This window comes from Streptomyces toyocaensis (assembly GCF_000725125.1).
In the GTDB taxonomy this organism is placed as follows: Bacteria; Actinomycetota; Actinomycetes; order Streptomycetales; family Streptomycetaceae; genus Streptomyces; species Streptomyces toyocaensis.
The window spans coordinates 128250-144513 of sequence record NZ_JFCB01000010.1 but is presented as its reverse complement, the minus strand read 5'-3'; the positions used below and the strand labels follow the sequence as shown (position 1 = coordinate 144513).

17 protein-coding genes and 1 riboswitch are annotated in these 16264 nt (G+C 71.5%); of the genes, 2 read left to right on the top strand and 15 right to left on the bottom strand.

What is annotated here, in order from left to right:
- Positions 1-14: 14 nt before the first annotated feature.
- Both BU52_RS13920 and rlmN read right to left on the bottom strand, forming a co-directional pair.
- The gene (locus tag BU52_RS13920) at positions 15-1106 is read right to left on the bottom strand and encodes a thiamine ABC transporter substrate-binding protein (protein ID WP_037933358.1); all 1092 of its coding nucleotides are present in this window, start codon (positions 1104-1106) and stop codon (positions 15-17) included.
- Between the two features lie 80 nt (positions 1107-1186).
- Positions 1187-1292, bottom strand: a riboswitch (TPP riboswitch).
- Positions 1293-1316: 24 nt separating this feature from the next.
- The gene (gene rlmN / locus BU52_RS13915) at positions 1317-2423 is read right to left on the bottom strand and encodes a 23S rRNA (adenine(2503)-C(2))-methyltransferase RlmN (protein ID WP_037933355.1); all 1107 of its coding nucleotides are present in this window, start codon (positions 2421-2423) and stop codon (positions 1317-1319) included.
- Positions 2424-2644: 221 nt separating this feature from the next.
- Between rlmN and BU52_RS13910 the strand changes: the two genes are divergently transcribed.
- Positions 2645-4003 (top strand): PP2C family protein-serine/threonine phosphatase, encoded by a 1359-nt coding sequence (locus BU52_RS13910; RefSeq protein WP_235216329.1) that lies wholly within the window; start codon positions 2645-2647, stop codon positions 4001-4003.
- Positions 4004-4043: 40 nt separating this feature from the next.
- Here the strand turns inward: BU52_RS13910 and BU52_RS13905 are convergent, their stop codons facing one another.
- From BU52_RS13905 to rpsB, 5 genes are all read right to left on the bottom strand, one after another.
- Positions 4044-5168 carry a phosphatidate cytidylyltransferase gene (locus BU52_RS13905; protein WP_078903224.1) on the bottom strand — a complete coding sequence of 375 codons (1125 nt, stop codon included), beginning with the start codon at positions 5166-5168 and terminating at the stop codon, positions 4044-4046.
- On the bottom strand, positions 5168-5725 hold the full coding sequence (frr, locus tag BU52_RS13900; protein ID WP_014675285.1) for a ribosome recycling factor: 558 nt from the start codon (positions 5723-5725) through the stop codon (positions 5168-5170). Before frr ends, BU52_RS13905 begins: the two co-directional genes overlap by 1 nt.
- 120 nt (positions 5726-5845) lie before the next feature.
- Complete coding sequence (gene pyrH, locus BU52_RS13895; protein WP_030824848.1) at positions 5846-6604, bottom strand: UMP kinase; 759 nt, start codon at positions 6602-6604, stop codon at positions 5846-5848.
- A gap of 190 nt (positions 6605-6794) precedes the next feature.
- Positions 6795-7631 carry a translation elongation factor Ts gene (tsf, locus tag BU52_RS13890; RefSeq protein ID WP_037933349.1) on the bottom strand — a complete coding sequence of 279 codons (837 nt, stop codon included), beginning with the start codon at positions 7629-7631 and terminating at the stop codon, positions 6795-6797.
- A gap of 157 nt (positions 7632-7788) precedes the next feature.
- The gene (rpsB, locus tag BU52_RS13885; RefSeq protein WP_037933346.1) at positions 7789-8676 is read right to left on the bottom strand and encodes a 30S ribosomal protein S2; all 888 of its coding nucleotides are present in this window, start codon (positions 8674-8676) and stop codon (positions 7789-7791) included.
- 280 nt (positions 8677-8956) lie between these two features.
- Between rpsB and BU52_RS13880 the strand changes: the two genes are divergently transcribed.
- Positions 8957-9550: a murein hydrolase activator EnvC family protein gene (locus tag BU52_RS13880; protein WP_051858168.1), complete on the top strand. Its 594-nt coding sequence runs from the start codon at positions 8957-8959 to the stop codon at positions 9548-9550.
- A 28-nt stretch (positions 9551-9578) separates the two neighbouring features.
- Here BU52_RS13880 and BU52_RS13875 read toward each other — a convergent pair whose 3' ends face one another.
- The 8 genes from BU52_RS13875 to lepB all read right to left on the bottom strand — a co-directional run bounded on the left by BU52_RS13875 (position 9579) and on the right by lepB (position 16259).
- A complete protein-coding gene (locus BU52_RS13875) occupies positions 9579-10136 on the bottom strand; it encodes a TetR/AcrR family transcriptional regulator (protein ID WP_037933343.1) in 558 nt (185 codons plus the stop codon).
- A gap of 90 nt (positions 10137-10226) precedes the next feature.
- Positions 10227-11069 carry an RNA polymerase sigma factor WhiG gene (gene whiG, locus BU52_RS13870; RefSeq protein WP_037933341.1) on the bottom strand — a complete coding sequence of 281 codons (843 nt, stop codon included), beginning with the start codon at positions 11067-11069 and terminating at the stop codon, positions 10227-10229.
- Positions 11070-11342: 273 nt separating this feature from the next.
- Complete coding sequence (gene dprA / locus BU52_RS13865; RefSeq protein ID WP_037933335.1) at positions 11343-12503, bottom strand: DNA-processing protein DprA; 1161 nt, start codon at positions 12501-12503, stop codon at positions 11343-11345.
- Positions 12500-14125: a YifB family Mg chelatase-like AAA ATPase gene (locus tag BU52_RS13860; RefSeq protein ID WP_037933333.1), complete on the bottom strand. Its 1626-nt coding sequence runs from the start codon at positions 14123-14125 to the stop codon at positions 12500-12502. Before BU52_RS13860 ends, dprA begins: the two co-directional genes overlap by 4 nt.
- A 1-nt stretch (position 14126) precedes the next feature.
- Positions 14127-14528 (bottom strand): YraN family protein, encoded by a 402-nt coding sequence (locus BU52_RS13855; protein WP_078903228.1) that lies wholly within the window; start codon positions 14526-14528, stop codon positions 14127-14129.
- A gap of 81 nt (positions 14529-14609) precedes the next feature.
- On the bottom strand, positions 14610-14918 hold the full coding sequence (locus tag BU52_RS13850) for a DUF2469 domain-containing protein (protein WP_003993268.1): 309 nt from the start codon (positions 14916-14918) through the stop codon (positions 14610-14612).
- 53 nt (positions 14919-14971) lie between these two features.
- On the bottom strand, positions 14972-15499 hold the full coding sequence (locus BU52_RS13845; protein WP_037933328.1) for an NUDIX hydrolase: 528 nt from the start codon (positions 15497-15499) through the stop codon (positions 14972-14974).
- Positions 15489-16259 (bottom strand): signal peptidase I, encoded by a 771-nt coding sequence (gene lepB, locus BU52_RS13840; protein ID WP_037933327.1) that lies wholly within the window; start codon positions 16257-16259, stop codon positions 15489-15491. Before lepB ends, BU52_RS13845 begins: the two co-directional genes overlap by 11 nt.
- Positions 16260-16264 lie beyond the last annotated feature (5 nt).

The following is a 16264-nucleotide window of genomic DNA, read 5'->3' as shown; positions in this document are numbered from 1 at the left end:
CGTCGCGGCTCGCGTCACTTCAGTACGAGTGAGGTCCACGCCTTGACCCACTGGTCACGGTTGTCGGCGATCTTCGCCGGGTCCATGGTCTCCGGGTCCTTCGCCTGCGGCCCGAACTTCGCGAACTCCTCGGGTACCTGGGCGCCTTCCCGCACCGGGTACACGAACATGTTGAGCGGCATGTCCTCCTGGAACCGCTTGCTGATCAGGAAGTCGAGCAGCGCCTTCCCGCCCTCGGGGTTCCCGGCGTTGCTCAGCAGCCCCGCGTACTCGACCTGGCGGAAGCAGGTGTCCTCCGCGACGCCGGTGGGCGCGGTGTCCGGCTTCGGGTCGGCGTAGATGACCTCGGCAGGCGGCGAGGAGGCGTACGACACCACCAGCGGCCGGTCGGCCTTGGCCTTCTTGCCGCCGGCCGAGCCGGAGAACTCCTCGTTGTAGGCCTGCTCCCAGCCGTCGACCACCTTGACGCCGTTGGCCTCGAGCTTCTTCCAGTAGTCCTGCCAGCCCTCGTCCCCGTACTTCGCCGCCGTGCCGAGCAGGAAGCCGAGGCCGGGCGAGGAGGTGGAGGCGTTCTCGACGACGAGGAGATCCTTGTACGCGGGCTTGATCAGGTCGTCGAAGCTCTTCGGCGGGTTCACGTCGTGCTCGGCGAACCACGCCTTGTCGTAGTTGACGCAGATGTCGCCGCTGTCGACGGGGGTGACCCGGTGCTTGTCCTGGTCCGCGCGGTACTCCTCCAGGATCAGGTCGGAGCCCTTGGCCTCGTAGGGCTGGAACAGCCCGTTGTCGAGGGCACGGGAGAGCAGGGTGTTGTCGACCCCGAAGAAGACGTCGCCCTGGGGGTTGTCCTTGGTCAGGATCGCCTTGTTCACGGCCTGCCCGGCGTCGCCGTCCTCGAGGACCTTGAGCTCGTACCCGGACTGCTTCTCGAAGGCGGCGACGACGTCCTTCGACACGGCCCACGAGTTGTGGCTGACGAGGGTCACGGTCCTGGACCCCCCGCCACTGCCGCCACCGCCGTCGTCCCCGCCGGACGACCCGCACGCGGACAGCGTGACCAGCCCCAGCCCGACGGCCAGGACCGTGACCTTCTTGGTGATGCCCACTTGATTCCTCCTGGAGTGACCAGGAAGAGACGCGGCCCTGCCCAGGACCCCTGGGCGGGGTCCCGGGCAGGGCGCAACAGCTCGAGTGATGACCGATCTCCCTACCCAGAATGACCTGGGCCAGGTTCGGAGGGTCTGCGGCCGGTGCCGCACTCTCAGCGCTGTGGCGCTCCCCTGTCGGAATATGAAGATGTACTGACCCGGGTCACATTACCGCTCGCTCGCGGCGAGCTGACCACACGCCCCGTCGATCTCCTGTCCACGGGTGTCCCGGATCGTCACCGGCACACCGTGCGCGGCGATCGCCTCCACGAAAGCCTTCTCGTCCTCGGGGCGGGAGGCGGTCCACCGGGAGCCCGGCGTGGGGTTGAGCGGGATGAGGTTGACGTGCACGGGCCTGCCCTTCAGCAGCCGCCCGAGCCGGTCGCCCCGCCAGGCCTGGTCGTTGATGTCCCGGATGAGCGCGTACTCGATGGACAGCCGCCGCCCGGACCTGGCCGCGTACTCGAACCCGGCGTCGAGCACCTCGCGCACCTTCCACCGCGTGTTCACCGGGACGAGGGTGTCGCGCAGCTCGTCGTCGGGGGCGTGCAGCGAGATGGCGAGCCGGCACTTGAAGCCCTCGTCGGAGAACCGGTGGATCGCCGGGACGAGGCCGACGGTGGACACGGTGATCCCCCGCTGCGACAGTCCGAGCCCGTCCGGCTCGGGGTCCGTGAGGCGGCGGATGGCCCCGACGACCCGCTTGTAGTTGGCGAGCGGCTCCCCCATGCCCATGAACACGATGTTGCTGAGCCGCGCCGGACCACCGGGCACCTCGCCGTCCCGCAGCGCCCGCATCCCGTCCACGATCTGGTGCACGATCTCGGCGGTCGACAGGTTGCGGTCAAGACCGGCCTGCCCGGTGGCACAGAACGGGCAGTTCATACCGCACCCGGCCTGCGAGCTGATGCACATCGTCACCCGGTCCGGGTAGCGCATCAGCACGGACTCGACCAGCGTCCCGTCGAACAGCTTCCACAGCGTCTTGCGGGTGGTGCCCTGGTCGGTCGACAGGTGCCGCACGACGGTCATCAGCTCCGGAAGCAGCGCCTCCTGGAGCGTGCCGCGCGAGCCGGCCGGGATGTCGGTCCACTGCTCCGGATCGTGCGCGTACCGCGCGAAGTAGTGCTGCGAGAGCTGCTTGGCACGAAACGGCTTCTCACCGGCCGCGACGACCGCCTCCTTGCGCTCGGCGGGCGTGAGATCGGCAAGGTGCCGCGGCGGCTTCTTGGCTCCGCGCGGCGCGACAAAGGTAAGTTCTCCGGGCTTAGGCATGGCTGTACCAGTGTCGCAGATACCCGCGGTGGCCCGGTCCCGCGCCGGATCGGGTCCGCCGGCCGTCCGTGCATCCGCTCCCCGCGCACGACACGAATGCCCCCCCATAGGATGCAAGCCCCGATAAGGGACCAAGGGCCCTAGGCGGATGCGGGGCTTGCTTCGTTTCCTGAAGTGAGCGGGTGAGGAGCGTTGTGTCCTCAGAACCGGAGGTGGTCGCGGTGCGAGCCGACACCGGCAGAACGACCGTCCTCGACGTCTGGCGGCAGCCCTTGATCCGCGTGCTGCTCTTCAGCCTCTTCCCGGTCGTCCTGCTGGGGGTGGACGTGCTCACCTCCCCGGAGGTGCGTCTGGGGCCTCTGATGGTGGCGGGTCCGACCTTCGCCGCGATCTTCTGCACTCCCCTCTGCGTCCTCGTGGTGCTCGGTGTGACCGTGCCCTGCGCGGTGGTGGCCGCCGCGGTGAACCAGCAGTTGGACAGCAGCAATTTCCCGGTCCAGATCAGTACCATCCTGCTGATCAGCGCAGCGTCCGTGGCGGCCAGCGCGGTACGGGTGCGTGGGGAACGCCGGCTGGCCGCCTCCCGCTGGGTGGCCGAGGTCACTCAGCGGGTCCTGCTGCACCCCCTGCCGCGCCGGGCCGGTCCCTTCGACGTGGCCTCGCTGTACCTGGCGGCGGACGAGGAGGCCGCCGTGGGGGGCGACCTCTACGGCATAGCCCGGTGCGGGCGCAGCACTCGGGTGCTGATCGGTGACGTCCAGGGCAAGGGGCTGGCCTCGCTGGAGATGGTCAGTTGCGTGCTGACCAGCTTCCGGCGGTCGGCGCGGCACGGCCTCCCCCTGGGCGAGACGGTCGGCGAGATCGAGGCGGCGTTCCGCGAGGAGGTCCACGAGCAGGGCGACGTGGCGGATCCGGACGTCCGTCCGGCGGAAGGCCCCACGGCCGAGTCGTTCGTCACCGGTCTGCTGGTCGACCTGTCCGACGACGGCGGCGTGCGCATGGTGAACCTGGGGCACCCGGCACCGCTGCTGCTGCACGAAGGCGCCGTCACCGCCCTGGAACCGTCCGTTCCGGCCCTTCCGGTGGGACTGGGGGACCTGAGCGCCGAGGAGCCCGTCGTGGACACCGCCGACATCCCGCCAGGCGCCACGCTGCTGCTGCACACCGACGGGGTGACCGAGGCCCGCGACAGGTCGGGCGCCTTCTATCCGCTCGCCGAACGGGCACGGCGCTGGACGGACCTGGAGCCGCATGCCCTGCTGGCCGCTGTCCACTCCGACCTGCGGCGGTACGCGAGGGCCCGCCTCGTGGACGACGTCGCCCTGGTGGCGCTGCGCCGCTCCCCCGTCCCCGCCCCGGCCGGCCACGCTTCGACGGCCGGACACGCGTCGGCGGACGGCCGCCGGGCACCGCACACCCCATGGGAGGCCCACCGCGCCGGCGACGGCGCACACCCGGCCCGGCTGTCCGGGTTCGGTACGCCGGGTACGCCCCGGGGGGCAGATCCGGGCGCCCGGAACGAGGCGGGTACGACGGAAGGGGCCCGCCCCGGGGGGCGGGCCCCTTCCGGAACCTCGTGACCACAGCCGTGAGCACGGCCGTGACGGCCGCGGTGTCCGATCAGCCCGATCCGACGAAGAGGACGAGGAGCAGCCACACCACCGGCGCCGTCGGCAGCAGGGAGTCCAGCCGGTCCATGATGCCGCCGTGGCCCGGGAGCAGGGTGCCCATGTCCTTGATGCCGAGATCGCGTTTGATCATGGACTCGCCCAGGTCGCCCAGCGTGGCGCTGGCGGCGACCGCGAGGCCGATCAGCAGGCCCTGCCACCAACTGCCGTCGTCGATCAGGAACTGCATGCACAGCGCGCCCGCGGCCATCGCGAAGCCGATGGCCCCCAGCAGTCCCTCGCGGGTCTTGCCGGGGCTGATCCGCGGGGCGAGCTTGTGCGTGCCGAACCGCCAGCCGACGGCGTACGCACCGGTGTCGCTGACGACCGTCAGCAGCAGGAAGGTCAGGACGCGCCACGGACCGTCGTCGGCGGTGAGCATCATCGCGACGAACGTGGCCAGGAACGGCACGTAGAAGGCCACGAAGACCCCCGCGGTGACGTCCTTGAGGTAACCCTCGGGCGGTGCCGTCATCCGCCAGACGAGCACCGCCAGCGTGGTGAGCGCCATGGCGACCCACGCGCCCTCGGCCCCCCGGGCGTACCCGGCGACGACCATGGCGGCACCGCCGACCGCGAGCGGGACGAGGGGCGCCTTGATGCCCTTGCGCTCCTCGAGCCGCTTGGTCAGCTCCCACAGGCCGACCACGACGGCGACGGCGACCACGCCGACGAAGACGGCCTTGACGACGAACAGGGACGCGACGATCACCACGCCGAGTCCGACGCCGACGCCTATCGCGGCGCCGAGGTCGCGTCCCGCGCTCTTCTTCCGCGGGACGGGCGCCGGCTGCGGGGCGTCGGGCATGGGCTCCGGATTCTGCGGCACCTCCCCGGGATGGGGCCGTGCCCGCGGCGTCTCGTCTCGGAACGGGGGGCCGCTCAGCCGAGCGGCCCCCCGGTCCACATCCTGGTCTCCGCCGTGTACGGGTACGTCGGGCACGACGGGCATGGGGCGGGTCTGCTGCGCGTAGTGCGCATCGTACGCGGGACCCGCCGGGGCAGCCCCTTGGCCGGGCCCGTGGTCGGGCGGGCCCCAGTACCCGGTCTGCGGCGTCCCCCAGGAAGAGTCGTTCATCAGACCTCGAGCAGTTCCGCTTCCTTGTGCTTCAGGAGCTCGTCCACCTGGGCGACGTACTTCGCGGTGGTGTCGTCGAGCTCCTTCTCCGCACGGCGGCCCTCGTCCTCGCCGACCTCGCCGTCCTTGATCAGCTTGTCGATGGCGTCCTTGGCCTTGCGGCGCACGGAGCGGATGGAGACCTTGGCGTCCTCACCCTTGCCCTTGGCGACCTTGATGTACTCGCGACGGCGCTCCTCGGTCAGCTCGGGGAACACCACCCGGATGATGTTGCCGTCGTTGCTCGGATTGACGCCCAGGTCGGAGTCGCGGATCGCCTGCTCGATGTTGCGCAGCGCGCTCTTGTCGAACGGCGTCACCACGGCCATGCGCGGCTCGGGCACGGAGAACGAGGCCAGCTGGTTGATCGGCGTCGGCGCGCCGTAGTAGTCGGCCACGATCTTGTTGAACATCGCCGGGTGCGCACGGCCGGTGCGGATCGCGGCGAAGTCCTCCTTGGCGACCACGACGGCCTTCTCCATCTTCTCCTCGGCCTCGAGGAGGGTCTCTTCGATCACCACTTGCTCCTGCGTGTCTTGAGTAGGCCCGGCTGCGGTTCCCCGTCGGGGTGGCGGCCGGCTGCGTCGCGTCTTCTTCCTGCACGGTTCCCGACCGGCAGGACATTGTCCATCCCCCGGTCAGTTGCGCCCGGCTTGGTCACCCACAAGCGTGCCGATCTTCTCACCCTTGACGGCGCGGGCGATGTTGCCCTCCTTCAGAAGCTCGAAGACGACGATCGGGAGGCTGTTGTCACGGCAGAGCGTGACGGCCGTGGCGTCGGCGACCTTCAGGTCCCGGGTGATGACCTCGCCGTAGCCGAGCGCGTCGAACTTCACGGCGTCGGGGTTGGTCTTCGGGTCGGAGTCGTAGACCCCGTCCACACCGTTCTTACCCATGAGCAGCGCCTCGGCGTCGATCTCCAGGGCGCGCTGGGCGGCGGTGGTGTCGGTGGAGAAGTAGGGCATGCCCATACCGGCGCCGAAGATGACCACGCGGCCCTTCTCCAGGTGGCGCACGGCGCGCAGCGGGATGTAGGGCTCGGCGACCTGCCCCATGGTGATGGCGGTCTGCACGCGGCAGTCGACCCCCTCCTTCTCCAGGAAGTCCTGGAGGGCGAGGCAGTTCATCACGGTGCCGAGCATGCCCATGTAGTCGGAGCGGGCACGGTCCATGCCGCGCACCTGCAGCTCCGCGCCGCGGAAGAAGTTGCCGCCGCCGATGACGATCGCGATCTGCGCGCCGTCGCGCACGACGGCCGCGATCTCACGCGCGATGGCGTGCACCACGTCGGGATCGACGCCCAGTCCCCCGCCACCGGAGAAGGCCTCTCCGGACAGCTTCAGCAGAAACCGGCCGCGTACTTTGCCGTCGTCGCTCTTCTCAGCCTTGGTGGTCATCGGGGATCCCGCCTCTTTCGCGTGTTGCACATACGAAGAAGGCCATTGCCGGTGGGGCGTGGTTCGCATCCCATACGGCAATGGCCTCCTCGTCAGATCTGCTGTCGCCCGGCACGCGCGCGTGCGTGGACGCGTGTCCGAACGACTGCTGTCGACCCTATCGGGGTCGCGCGCCCGTCGCGGTACGGACTCAGATGCCGACCTTGATGCGCGTGAAGCGCTTCAGGGTGACACCGGCCTCGTCCAGGACCTTCTGGACGGACTTCTTGTTGTCCAGCGCGTAGGGCTGGCCGAGCAGGGTGGCGTCCTTGAAGAAGCCGTTCAGACGACCCTCGACGATCTTGGCGATCGCTGCCTCGGGCTTGCCCTCGGCGCGGGTGGTCTCCTCCGCGATGCGACGCTCGGACTCGACGACCTCGGCCGGCACCTCGTCCTTGGAGAGGTACTTGGGCGCGAAGGCGGCGATGTGCTGGGCGACGCCCTTGGCGATCTCAGCGTTCGGCTTGTCGAGCTCGACGAGCACGCCGATCTGCGGGGGCAGGTCGGGCATCGTGCGGTGCATGTACGCCGTCACGTAACCGTCGGCGAACTGCGCGAAGCGGTCCAGGACGATCTTCTCGCCGAGGTTGGCGTTGGCCTCGTCCACGAACGCCTGGACGGTCTTGCCGGCCTCGATCTCGGAGGCGAGCAGGGCCTCGAGGTCGGCCGGAGAGGTCTTGGTGACGTGCTCGGCGATGGCGGTGGCCACGGCCTGGAACTTCTCGCCCTTGGCGACGAAGTCCGTCTCGCACTTCAGCTCGACGAGGACACCGGAGGAGTTGTCGTCGGCGATGATCGAGACCACGGCGCCGTTCTCGGCGGAGCGGCCCTCGCGCTTGGCGACGCCCTTCTGGCCCTTGATGCGGAGCGCCTCGACGGCCTTCTCGACGTTGCCGTCGGCCTCGTCCAGCGCCTTCTTGCAGTCCATCATGCCGGCGCCGGTGAGCTCCCGGAGCTTCTTGACGTCGGCGGCGGTGTAGTTCGCCATGAGTCTGTGAATCTTTCTCGAAGTCTGGAGGATCGGAGATCCGCGGGGTCAGGGACCTACTCGAGGGCAGGTGCCCGACGCGCCGCCGACCTACGGGTGAACGGCGGGAGCGGATGAGATGTCACCGCTCCCGCCGTCATCGGCTCTGACGGGGCGGTCAGGCCTGCTCGGCCTCGGCGGCCGGGGCCTCGGCGGGCTTCTCGGCCTCGGCGGCGGGGGCCTCGGCCGGCTTCTCGGCCTCGGCGGCGGCCGGAGCGGCCTCCTCGCCCTTCTTCTCGCCCTCGAGCAGGTCGCGCTCCCACTCGGCCAGCGGCTCGCCGGCGGCCTTCTCGCCCTTGCCCTCGGTGGCGACACCCGAGCGGGCGATGAGGCCCTCGGCCACGGCGTCGGCGATCACGCGGGTGAGCAGGGTGACGGAGCGGATCGCGTCGTCGTTGCCCGGGATCTTGTAGTCGACCTCGTCGGGGTCGCAGTTGGTGTCGAGGATGGCGACGACCGGGATGTTGAGCTTCCGGGCCTCGCCGACCGCGATGTGCTCCTTCTTGGTGTCCACGATCCAGACGGCGCTGGGCACCTTCTGCATCTCGCGGATACCGCCGAGGGTCTTCTCCAGCTTGGCCTTCTCGCGGGAGAGGACCAGCAGCTCCTTCTTGGTGAGGCCGGAGGCGGCCACGTCCTCGAAGTCGATCTGCTCGAGCTCCTTGAGGCGCTGCAGACGCTTGTAGACGGTCGAGAAGTTGGTGAGCATGCCGCCCAGCCAGCGCTGGTTCACGTAGGGCATGCCGACGCGGGTGGCCTGCTCGGCGATGGCCTCCTGCGCCTGCTTCTTCGTGCCGACGAACATGACCGTGCCGCCGTGGGCCACGGTCTCCTTGACGAACTCGTAGGCGCGGTCGATGTACGACAGCGACTGGAGCAGGTCGATGATGTAGATGCCGTTGCGCTCCGTGAAGATGAAGCGCTTCATCTTCGGGTTCCAGCGACGGGTCTGGTGACCGAAGTGGACGCCGCTCTCCAGCAGCTCCCGCATCGTGACGACGGCCATGGCCGTATCTCCTTGAATTTCTCGGTTGTGCCGCGGATGCCGGACGGCTCCCGCGCCTGACGCCCGCGACGCGCCGTTGCCACGAAGGACCGAGGGGCGCTGACATCCGGGCCCGGCCGTGACCGGTCCTGATGTCGGGGCGTGCGAAGTCGACCCGGTGGCCGGGTCGCCACCAGAAGTGTACGGGACCCGCGGGGCCCCGGGTGACGCCGTTGTCCACAACACGGGTGGCCGTCCACAGGTCCGGCCGCTGATCGCGCGTTTCCGGAACGCTCCCGGCATGCGAACGAGTCGATGGGCGAGGACGGGTACGCGCCCGGTCCTGCTGGTGGTCCTGACCCTGGCGGCGCTGCTGGCCCCGCCGCCCCCCTCCTGGCTGCCCGCGGCCGCGCCGGTGGCCGGGGACGGCCCGACGCCTGCCGTCGGCCGGACGTGGCCGGTGGGGGTACGGCCCCGGGTGCTGCGCGGCTGGGAACCACCGGCGACGGCGTACGGGCGCGGGCACCGGGGCGTGGACCTGGCGGCGGCACCGGGGGCGCCGGTGCGGGCGGTGGCCGCGGGCCGGGTCTCGTTCGCGGGCCGGGTGGCCGGAAGGGGCGTGGTCTCGATGGAGCTGGCGGGCACGGGCGATCCTCCGTTGCGCACGACCCACGAACCGGTCCGCGCCTCGGTGGCCGAGGGCGACGAGGTGGCGGCGGGCGAGGTGATCGGTACCGTGGAGGGCGCGGGCTTCCACTGCACGGGGCCCTGCGTGCACTGGGGCCTGCTGCGGGCCGGCACCTATCTGGACCCGCTCGGCCTGCTGCCCCCGTGGCTGCTTCGCAGGGGCCCGTCGAGACTGCTGCCCGTGCTGGGGGTTCCGGTGCCCGGGTGATCCCCTGGCCGGCGCCGCGACCCGGCCGTCAGCCGCGTACGCCCCCGAGGGCCATGGCGACCGCGGCCTCGGTGATCGCGTCGGGGTGTTCCGCCGCGCCCAGTTCGACGCGGCGCACGGCGGCGTCGACCACGCCCTGGAGCAGCATGGCCGCGAGCCGGGGCTCGGTGTGCCCCAGGTCGGCGAGGGCGTCGACGATCATCGCGATGAGACCGCCGTGCGCGGCGCGGATCTTCTCGCGCGCGCCCGCGTCGAGCTCGCTCGCGGAGATCGCGACGACGGCGCGGTGCCGCCGGTCCCCGACCAGTTCCAGCTGCTTGCGGACGTACGCCTCGATCCTGGCCTCGGCCCCTCCGGCGGCCGCCATGGCCGCCTCGACCTCCGCCGCCCAGACCGGGAAGTCGACCTCGCACAGCTCCTCGACGACGGCCCCGCGTGAGCGGAAGTACTCGTACACGGACGAGCGCGCGAGCCCGGTGCGCTCGGCGAGGGCCGGGAAGGTCAGCGCCTCCGTCCCGCCCTCGGACAGCAGGGAGCGTGCCGCGTCCAGCAGGGCGGCTCGCTGCATCGACCGGTGCTCGGCCACGGAGGCCGCTCGAATCCTTGGCACGCCGACCACTTTACGGACGCCCCGCCCGTGGCGGCCAGAGGATCGGCCGCTCCGCGCCGGACGTGCTCAGCGGCCGAATCCGGCCAGTTTCGCGCGCAACTGGAGCACGGACTTGGTGTGGATCTGGCTGACCCGGCTCTCGGTCACCCCCAGGACGTTGCCGATCTCGGCCAGGGTGAGCCCCTCGTAGTAGTACAGCGTCACCACGGTCTTCTCCCGCTCCGGGAGCGTGTTGATGGCCCGGGCGAGGAACCTCCGCAGCTCCCGGTCCTCGGCGACTTCCACCGGGTTGTCGGCGGCGGTGTCCTCCAGGGTGTCCAGAAAGCTCAGCTGGTCACCGCTGTCGCCCCCGGCGTGCAGCAGCTCCTCGAGGGCGACGACGTTCGCGAGCGAGAGCTGGCTGAAAACCGCGTGCAGCTCGGTCACCGTGATCTCCAGCTCGTCGGCGACCTCGCTCTCCGACGGTGTCCGTCGCAGCCGCGCCTCCAGCGTGGCGTAGGCACGCTCCACGTTGCGCGCCTTCTGCCGGACCGAACGCGGGATCCAGTCCAGCGCCCGCAGCTCGTCGATCATCGCGCCCCGGATACGGGTGATCGCGTAGGTCTCGAACTTGATCTCACGGTCGACGTCGAACTTCTCGATCGCGTCGATCAGCCCGAAGACCCCGGAGGAGACGAAGTCCGCCTGCTCGACATTGGGCGGCAACCCCACACTGACCCGGCCGGCGACGTACTTCACCAGCGGCGAGTAGTGCAGGATCAGCTGCTCCCGCAGCCGTTCGTCGCCTGTCGCCTTGTACGACCGCCACAGCTCGTCGAGCGTCGAGGGAGCGGGCGGCCGCACGCTGCCACCGTCGCGGGCGGCTGGGGGGATCGCCGCCCGGTCGGACCCGGAGGTGTGCTGGGGCATTCGTCGCCTTGTGCCGTTCTGCCGTGGGCTGGTGCCGGTCGGGTGCGCTGTCGGTCCGCTGTCGGGTTGCCTGTCCGTGTCGGGATTCTCGTGAGCGTAGCGTGACTGCGGCGTCGCGGTGTGCGAAGGAACGAGGTGGGACCCTGCGCAGATTCGTTCCGTGCGCCCTCCCACCGGGGCACGTCCGTCGCTCTGCGTGATCACCGGCGTGCCCCAACTGGCGTATTCCCCATGGGGTGTCGGGGGTTCCCCCGGACGGCCGAACACGCTCCGTCAACGGGTGTCGGGGCCTTCGCGGAGCGACATCATCGCCTGGCGCGTCAACTTCCAGCTGTCGCCGTGTCGTTCGACGTAACCAAGTGCCCGTAATTCGTACAGTCTCGCGATCGCGTCGTCCGGCGTGGTCTGCGCGGCGAGCGCGATCTCGTCCGGCCGGGCCGATCCGCGTGCGGGAAGCGCGGCGAGGACGTGGCGCCCGGCGGGGTCGAGGAGGTCCCGGGGCAGCACCGGTCCCCGGCGCTCCGGCGCGAGCTCGCCCATGTCGCCGACGAGTTCGACGACCTCGTCGGCGTCGGTGACGAGGACGGCGTCCTGGCGCAGCAGTTCGTGCACCCCGGCGGAGAGCCCACTGGTGGCCGGCCCCGGGATCCCCATCGTGTGGCGGCCCAGACGCCGCGCCGCCCGGGCGGTCACCAGGGAGCCGCTGCGGTGGGCGGCCTCGACGACGACCGTGCCCCTGGTGAGCGCGGCGATGACCCGGTTGCGGAGGATGAACCGGCTCGGTGTCGGGTGTTCGCCGGGCGGCAACTCGCCGACGACCAGTCCCTGTTCCCCGATCCTGCCGATGAGCCCGGCGTGTCCGCGCGGATAGGGCCGGTCGACCCCGCAGGCGAGGACGGCGACGGTGGCGCCACCGGAGCCCAGCGCGCCACGGTGGGCGGCGCCGTCGACCCCGTAGGCGCCGCCGGAGACCACGATCCAGCCGCGCTCGGCGAGGCCGGCCGCGAGGGTGGCGGCCATGTACGCGCCGTACTCCGTGCAGGCTCGGGCGCCGACGACGGCCACCGAGCGCAGCGCCCACATGCGCAGGTCAGCGCGCCCGCGCACCCACAGCCCGAGCGGCCGGGCGTCCCCCAGGTCGTCGAGCTGACCGGGCCATTCGGCGGCCCCGGGACACACGAACCGCACCCCGGCCTCCCGCGCGACGGCGAGGTCCCTGCGCGGCTCGGCCCGCTCGGCCCGGGCCAGCAGGGCGGCCCATCGCCTGCCGCTCGCCCCGGGCAGCGGCTCGCCCCGCTCCCGCAGCCGCCGCACCACCGCGTCCACGCCGAGTTCCCGCACCCAGCGCCCGCCCCTCTCGTCGCCGGGTTCGACGACCCGGGTGAGGAGGATCCGGCCCAGCAGCTCGTCCTCGGGCCCGGTCGCGGCGCTCATACCGCCGCTCCGACGGCCATGGGCACCCCGCGCGGAACGCCGGTGCGCAGCTGCAGGGCGAGGGCGACGTCCGTGGCGTCGGGCCGGTCGTGTCCGGACAGGTCGGCGACGGTCCAGGCGACCCGCAGGACCCGGTCGAGGCCCCGCGCGGTGAGCACGCCCCGCTCCAGGCTCCGCTCGGCGTCGTCCATGGCGCCGGGCGCGGCGTGCCAGCGGCTGCGCAGTTCCCGTCCGGGGATGTCGCTGTTGGTGTGCCACGGTGTGCCGGTGAAGCGCGCGGCGGCGCGTTCCCGGGCGGTCCGCACCCGTTCGGCGACCCTGGCGGTGGCCTCGCCCCGGGCGCCGCCCGCCGTGAGTTCGGTGCGGGTGACCCGGTCGACCTCGACCCGCAGATCGACCCGGTCGAGCAACGGCCCGGACAGCCTGGCCTGGTAGCGGCGGATCGCGGAGGGCGGACATTCGCAGTGGTCGTTCGTCTGCGAGAAGCGCCCGCAGGGACACGGGTTGGCGGCGAGCACCATCAGGAAGCGCGCCGGGAAGCGCACCACCCCCGCACTGCGCGCGATGACCACGTGCCCGGCCTCCAGCGGCTGGCGCAGGGCGTCCAGCGCCCGGCTGCTGAACTCGGGCGTTTCGTCCAGAAAGAGCACGCCTCGATGGGAGAGGGACACCGCTCCCGGCCGGGCCGTGCCGGGGCCGCCGCCGACGAGTGCCTGCATGGTGGCCGAGTGGTGCGGCGCGCAGTAGGGGGCCGTGTCGATCAGGGGCTTGCCCGGTGGCAGCAGGCCCGCCACCGAGTGCACGGCCGTCACCTCCAGGGACGCCTGCCGGTCCAGCGGTGGCAGGATCGACGGCAGCCGCTCCGCCAGCATCGTCTTGCCCGCACCGGGTGGCCCCTCGAGGAACAGGTGGTGTCCGCCCGCCGCGGCCACCTCCACCGCCGTCCGCGCCGAGAGCTGGCCCACGACGTCCGCGAGGTCGTGGCCGGGGTCGTGGTGCGCCGCGCCTGTGCTGTGCATGCCGGTGGCCGCACCGGTGCCGGGGACGCGCAGCCCGGCCAGCAGCGGGTCGGGGCGCGTCTGCTCCTCGGCCGGCTCCTCCGGCACGGGCTCGTCGGTGAGCACCGCGATCAGCTGGCGCAGGCTGCGGATGCCCAGGACCGACACGCCCGGTACCAGCGAGGCCTCGGCGGCGGCGCACTCCGGGACGACCACCTGCTCGTACCCCGCGTCCGCCGCGGCCAGCACCGCGGGCAGGATGCCGCGCACCGGCCGCACCCGGCCGTCGAGCCCGAGTTCGCCGATCATCACGATGTCGGCGAGGACCCGCGGATCGATCCGTTCGGCGGCGCCGAGCACGGCGCAGGCGACCGCGAGGTCGAAGCCGCTGCCCGCCTTCGGCACCGAGGCCGGGCTGAGCCCCACGGTGAGCTTCTTCTGCGGCCACTCCGCGCCGGAATTGACGACGGCCGCCCTGACCCGGTCCCGGCTCTCCGTCAGGCTCTTGTCCGGCAGCCCCACCAGTGTGAACGCCGCGACCCCGGGTTCCAGGTCGGCCTGGACCTCCACGACCACGCCCTCGACGCCCACGAGCGCGACCGAGCAGGTGCGGGCGAACCCCATCTCAGACCACCCCCCGGACGTGCTCGACGACCGGTGCGCCACGGGCCGGCAACAGCACGCCGACCAGGTCGATGCGGACCCCGCCGGGCGGCGCTCCCCCGTGTTCCTCGAGCCAGCGGTCCGCGAGTCCGCGCAGCCGGCTCGCCTTGGCCGGCGTGACCGCCTCCATGGGGTGCTGGAAGCACCCGGCCCTGCGGGTCTTCACCTCGCAGACGACCAGGGCGTCACCGTCCCTGGCCACGATGTCGATCTCGCCGGTCCTGCCGCAGCGCCAGTTGCGCGCCAGAACCGTCATCCCCGTCTGCGTCAGCCGTCGAGCGGCCAGGGTCTCGCCGTACCTGCCGAGTGCGCTGCGTGCCCGTTGTGCGTTCATGTCGGCACCACCTCCGGCGCCAACGCTCAGGCAGGCGGGCGCGCAAAGTGGATCTTGGTGCACAACCCGGCGGTTGTGGACAACGCCGTCACCCGTGCGAGTGCACGCCCGTCATCCGCTCGGGAGCTCCAGATCGCTCTTGTTGAGCTCCTCGATGTTCACGTCCTTGAACGTCAGGACGCGCACCTGCTTCACGAATCTGGCCGGCCGGTACATGTCCCAGACCCAGGCGTCCGCCATGGAGACCTCGAAGAACACTTCACCCTGGACCGAGTGCACCTGCATCTCGTAGTCGTTGGTCAGGTAGAAACGTCGCTCGGTCTCAATCACGTATTTGAACAGACCGACGACATCGCGGTACTCCCGGTAGAGCTTCAGCTCCATCTCGGTCTCGTACTTCTCGAGGTCCTCGGCGCTCATGGCATGTTCCCCTTCAGCCGTGCGATCCCACCATTGTGCGCCAGTCCCGGGGGTCACTGGACGATTTCGGTGTCCAGGGTCACGGGTCCGGCGGGAGGACCCTCGTCGAGCAGTGTCCGCAGCAGCTCGGCGAGTCTCGTCGGATACACCGTCTCATGGGCCCGGGCGAGTTCCGGGCACGTCCACCAGCGCGCTCCGGCGACGCTGCGCCGCTCCAGCTCGGTCAGCGCCGTCGCCGCGGTGACCGTCTGGGAGGTGCGGGCCAGGTAGTACCACTCGTCCTGATCCCAGCGGCGCCCCGCGAACGGGAAGGAGCACCTGCGCCGCCAGAGCACGGGCCCCAGCTCGACCTCCGTGATCCCGGTCTCCTCGGCGAGCTCCCTGAGCGCGGCCTGTTCCCGGGTCTCCTCACCCTCGACACCGCCGCCGGGCGTGAACCACCAGTCGTCCGCGGGGTCGTCCGGTTCGTGGCCGTGCAGCAGGAGGATGCGGTCCCGGGGGTCGAGCAGCACGACCCGCGCGACCCGGCGCAGCCCGCCCGCACAGGAGCCCTCGGCCGCCGGAAGCGGTTCAGCGGACACCGGCGGTCCCCGCGTTCGCGCGGGAGGTGCCGGCCCGTTTGGCGAGGGGACCGTACGCGGCCCCGCCGAGCACCAGGACGGCGCCGGCGATCACCGCGCCGGTGACGAGCCGCAGCGGGCCGGGTGAGGAGAGCGCCCCGAGCTGCCGGAAGCCGGTGGGCGTCTCCAGCATGCCGTCCATCGGCCAGACCACGGCGTCGACCCGGGCCTGGACGGCGCCGCGGGAGACGGTGCCGCTCGCGGCGTCGGTCAGGTGGGCCGAGGAGTCGATGGACCCGGAACGCTCGTCACCGAGCAGGAACAGCCGACCCTTCGGCACGGTCACCTCGGGGAAGGCGGCGAACTCCGCCACCGTGTCCCCGGAGAGGTACGGTTCGTCGATCTCCTTGCCGTTCACCTCGAGCCTGCCGTCCCGGCAGCAGGAGACCTTGTCACCACCGACGGCGACCACCCGCTTCACCATGGGGGCGTCCGACCACGTGGTGTCGGTGAAGACGACGACGTCACCGCGGCGGACGTCGCCGCCGTCGACGCGCTGGGCCAGCACCCGGTCGCCGGCGCCGATCGTCGGTGCCATCGAGGTGGTGGGCACGGTGTACGGCCGGTACACCACCGCACCCCAGACGAACCCGCCGAGGAACAGCACCATGCCCAGGGCCACGGCCAGTCCGGACAGACGCTGACCGGTCCGGCCGCCGGCCCGGACGCCGCCCGGGCCGCTGCCGCCGGGGACCGTACGCGTCGTGCTCTGACCACTCATGGGGC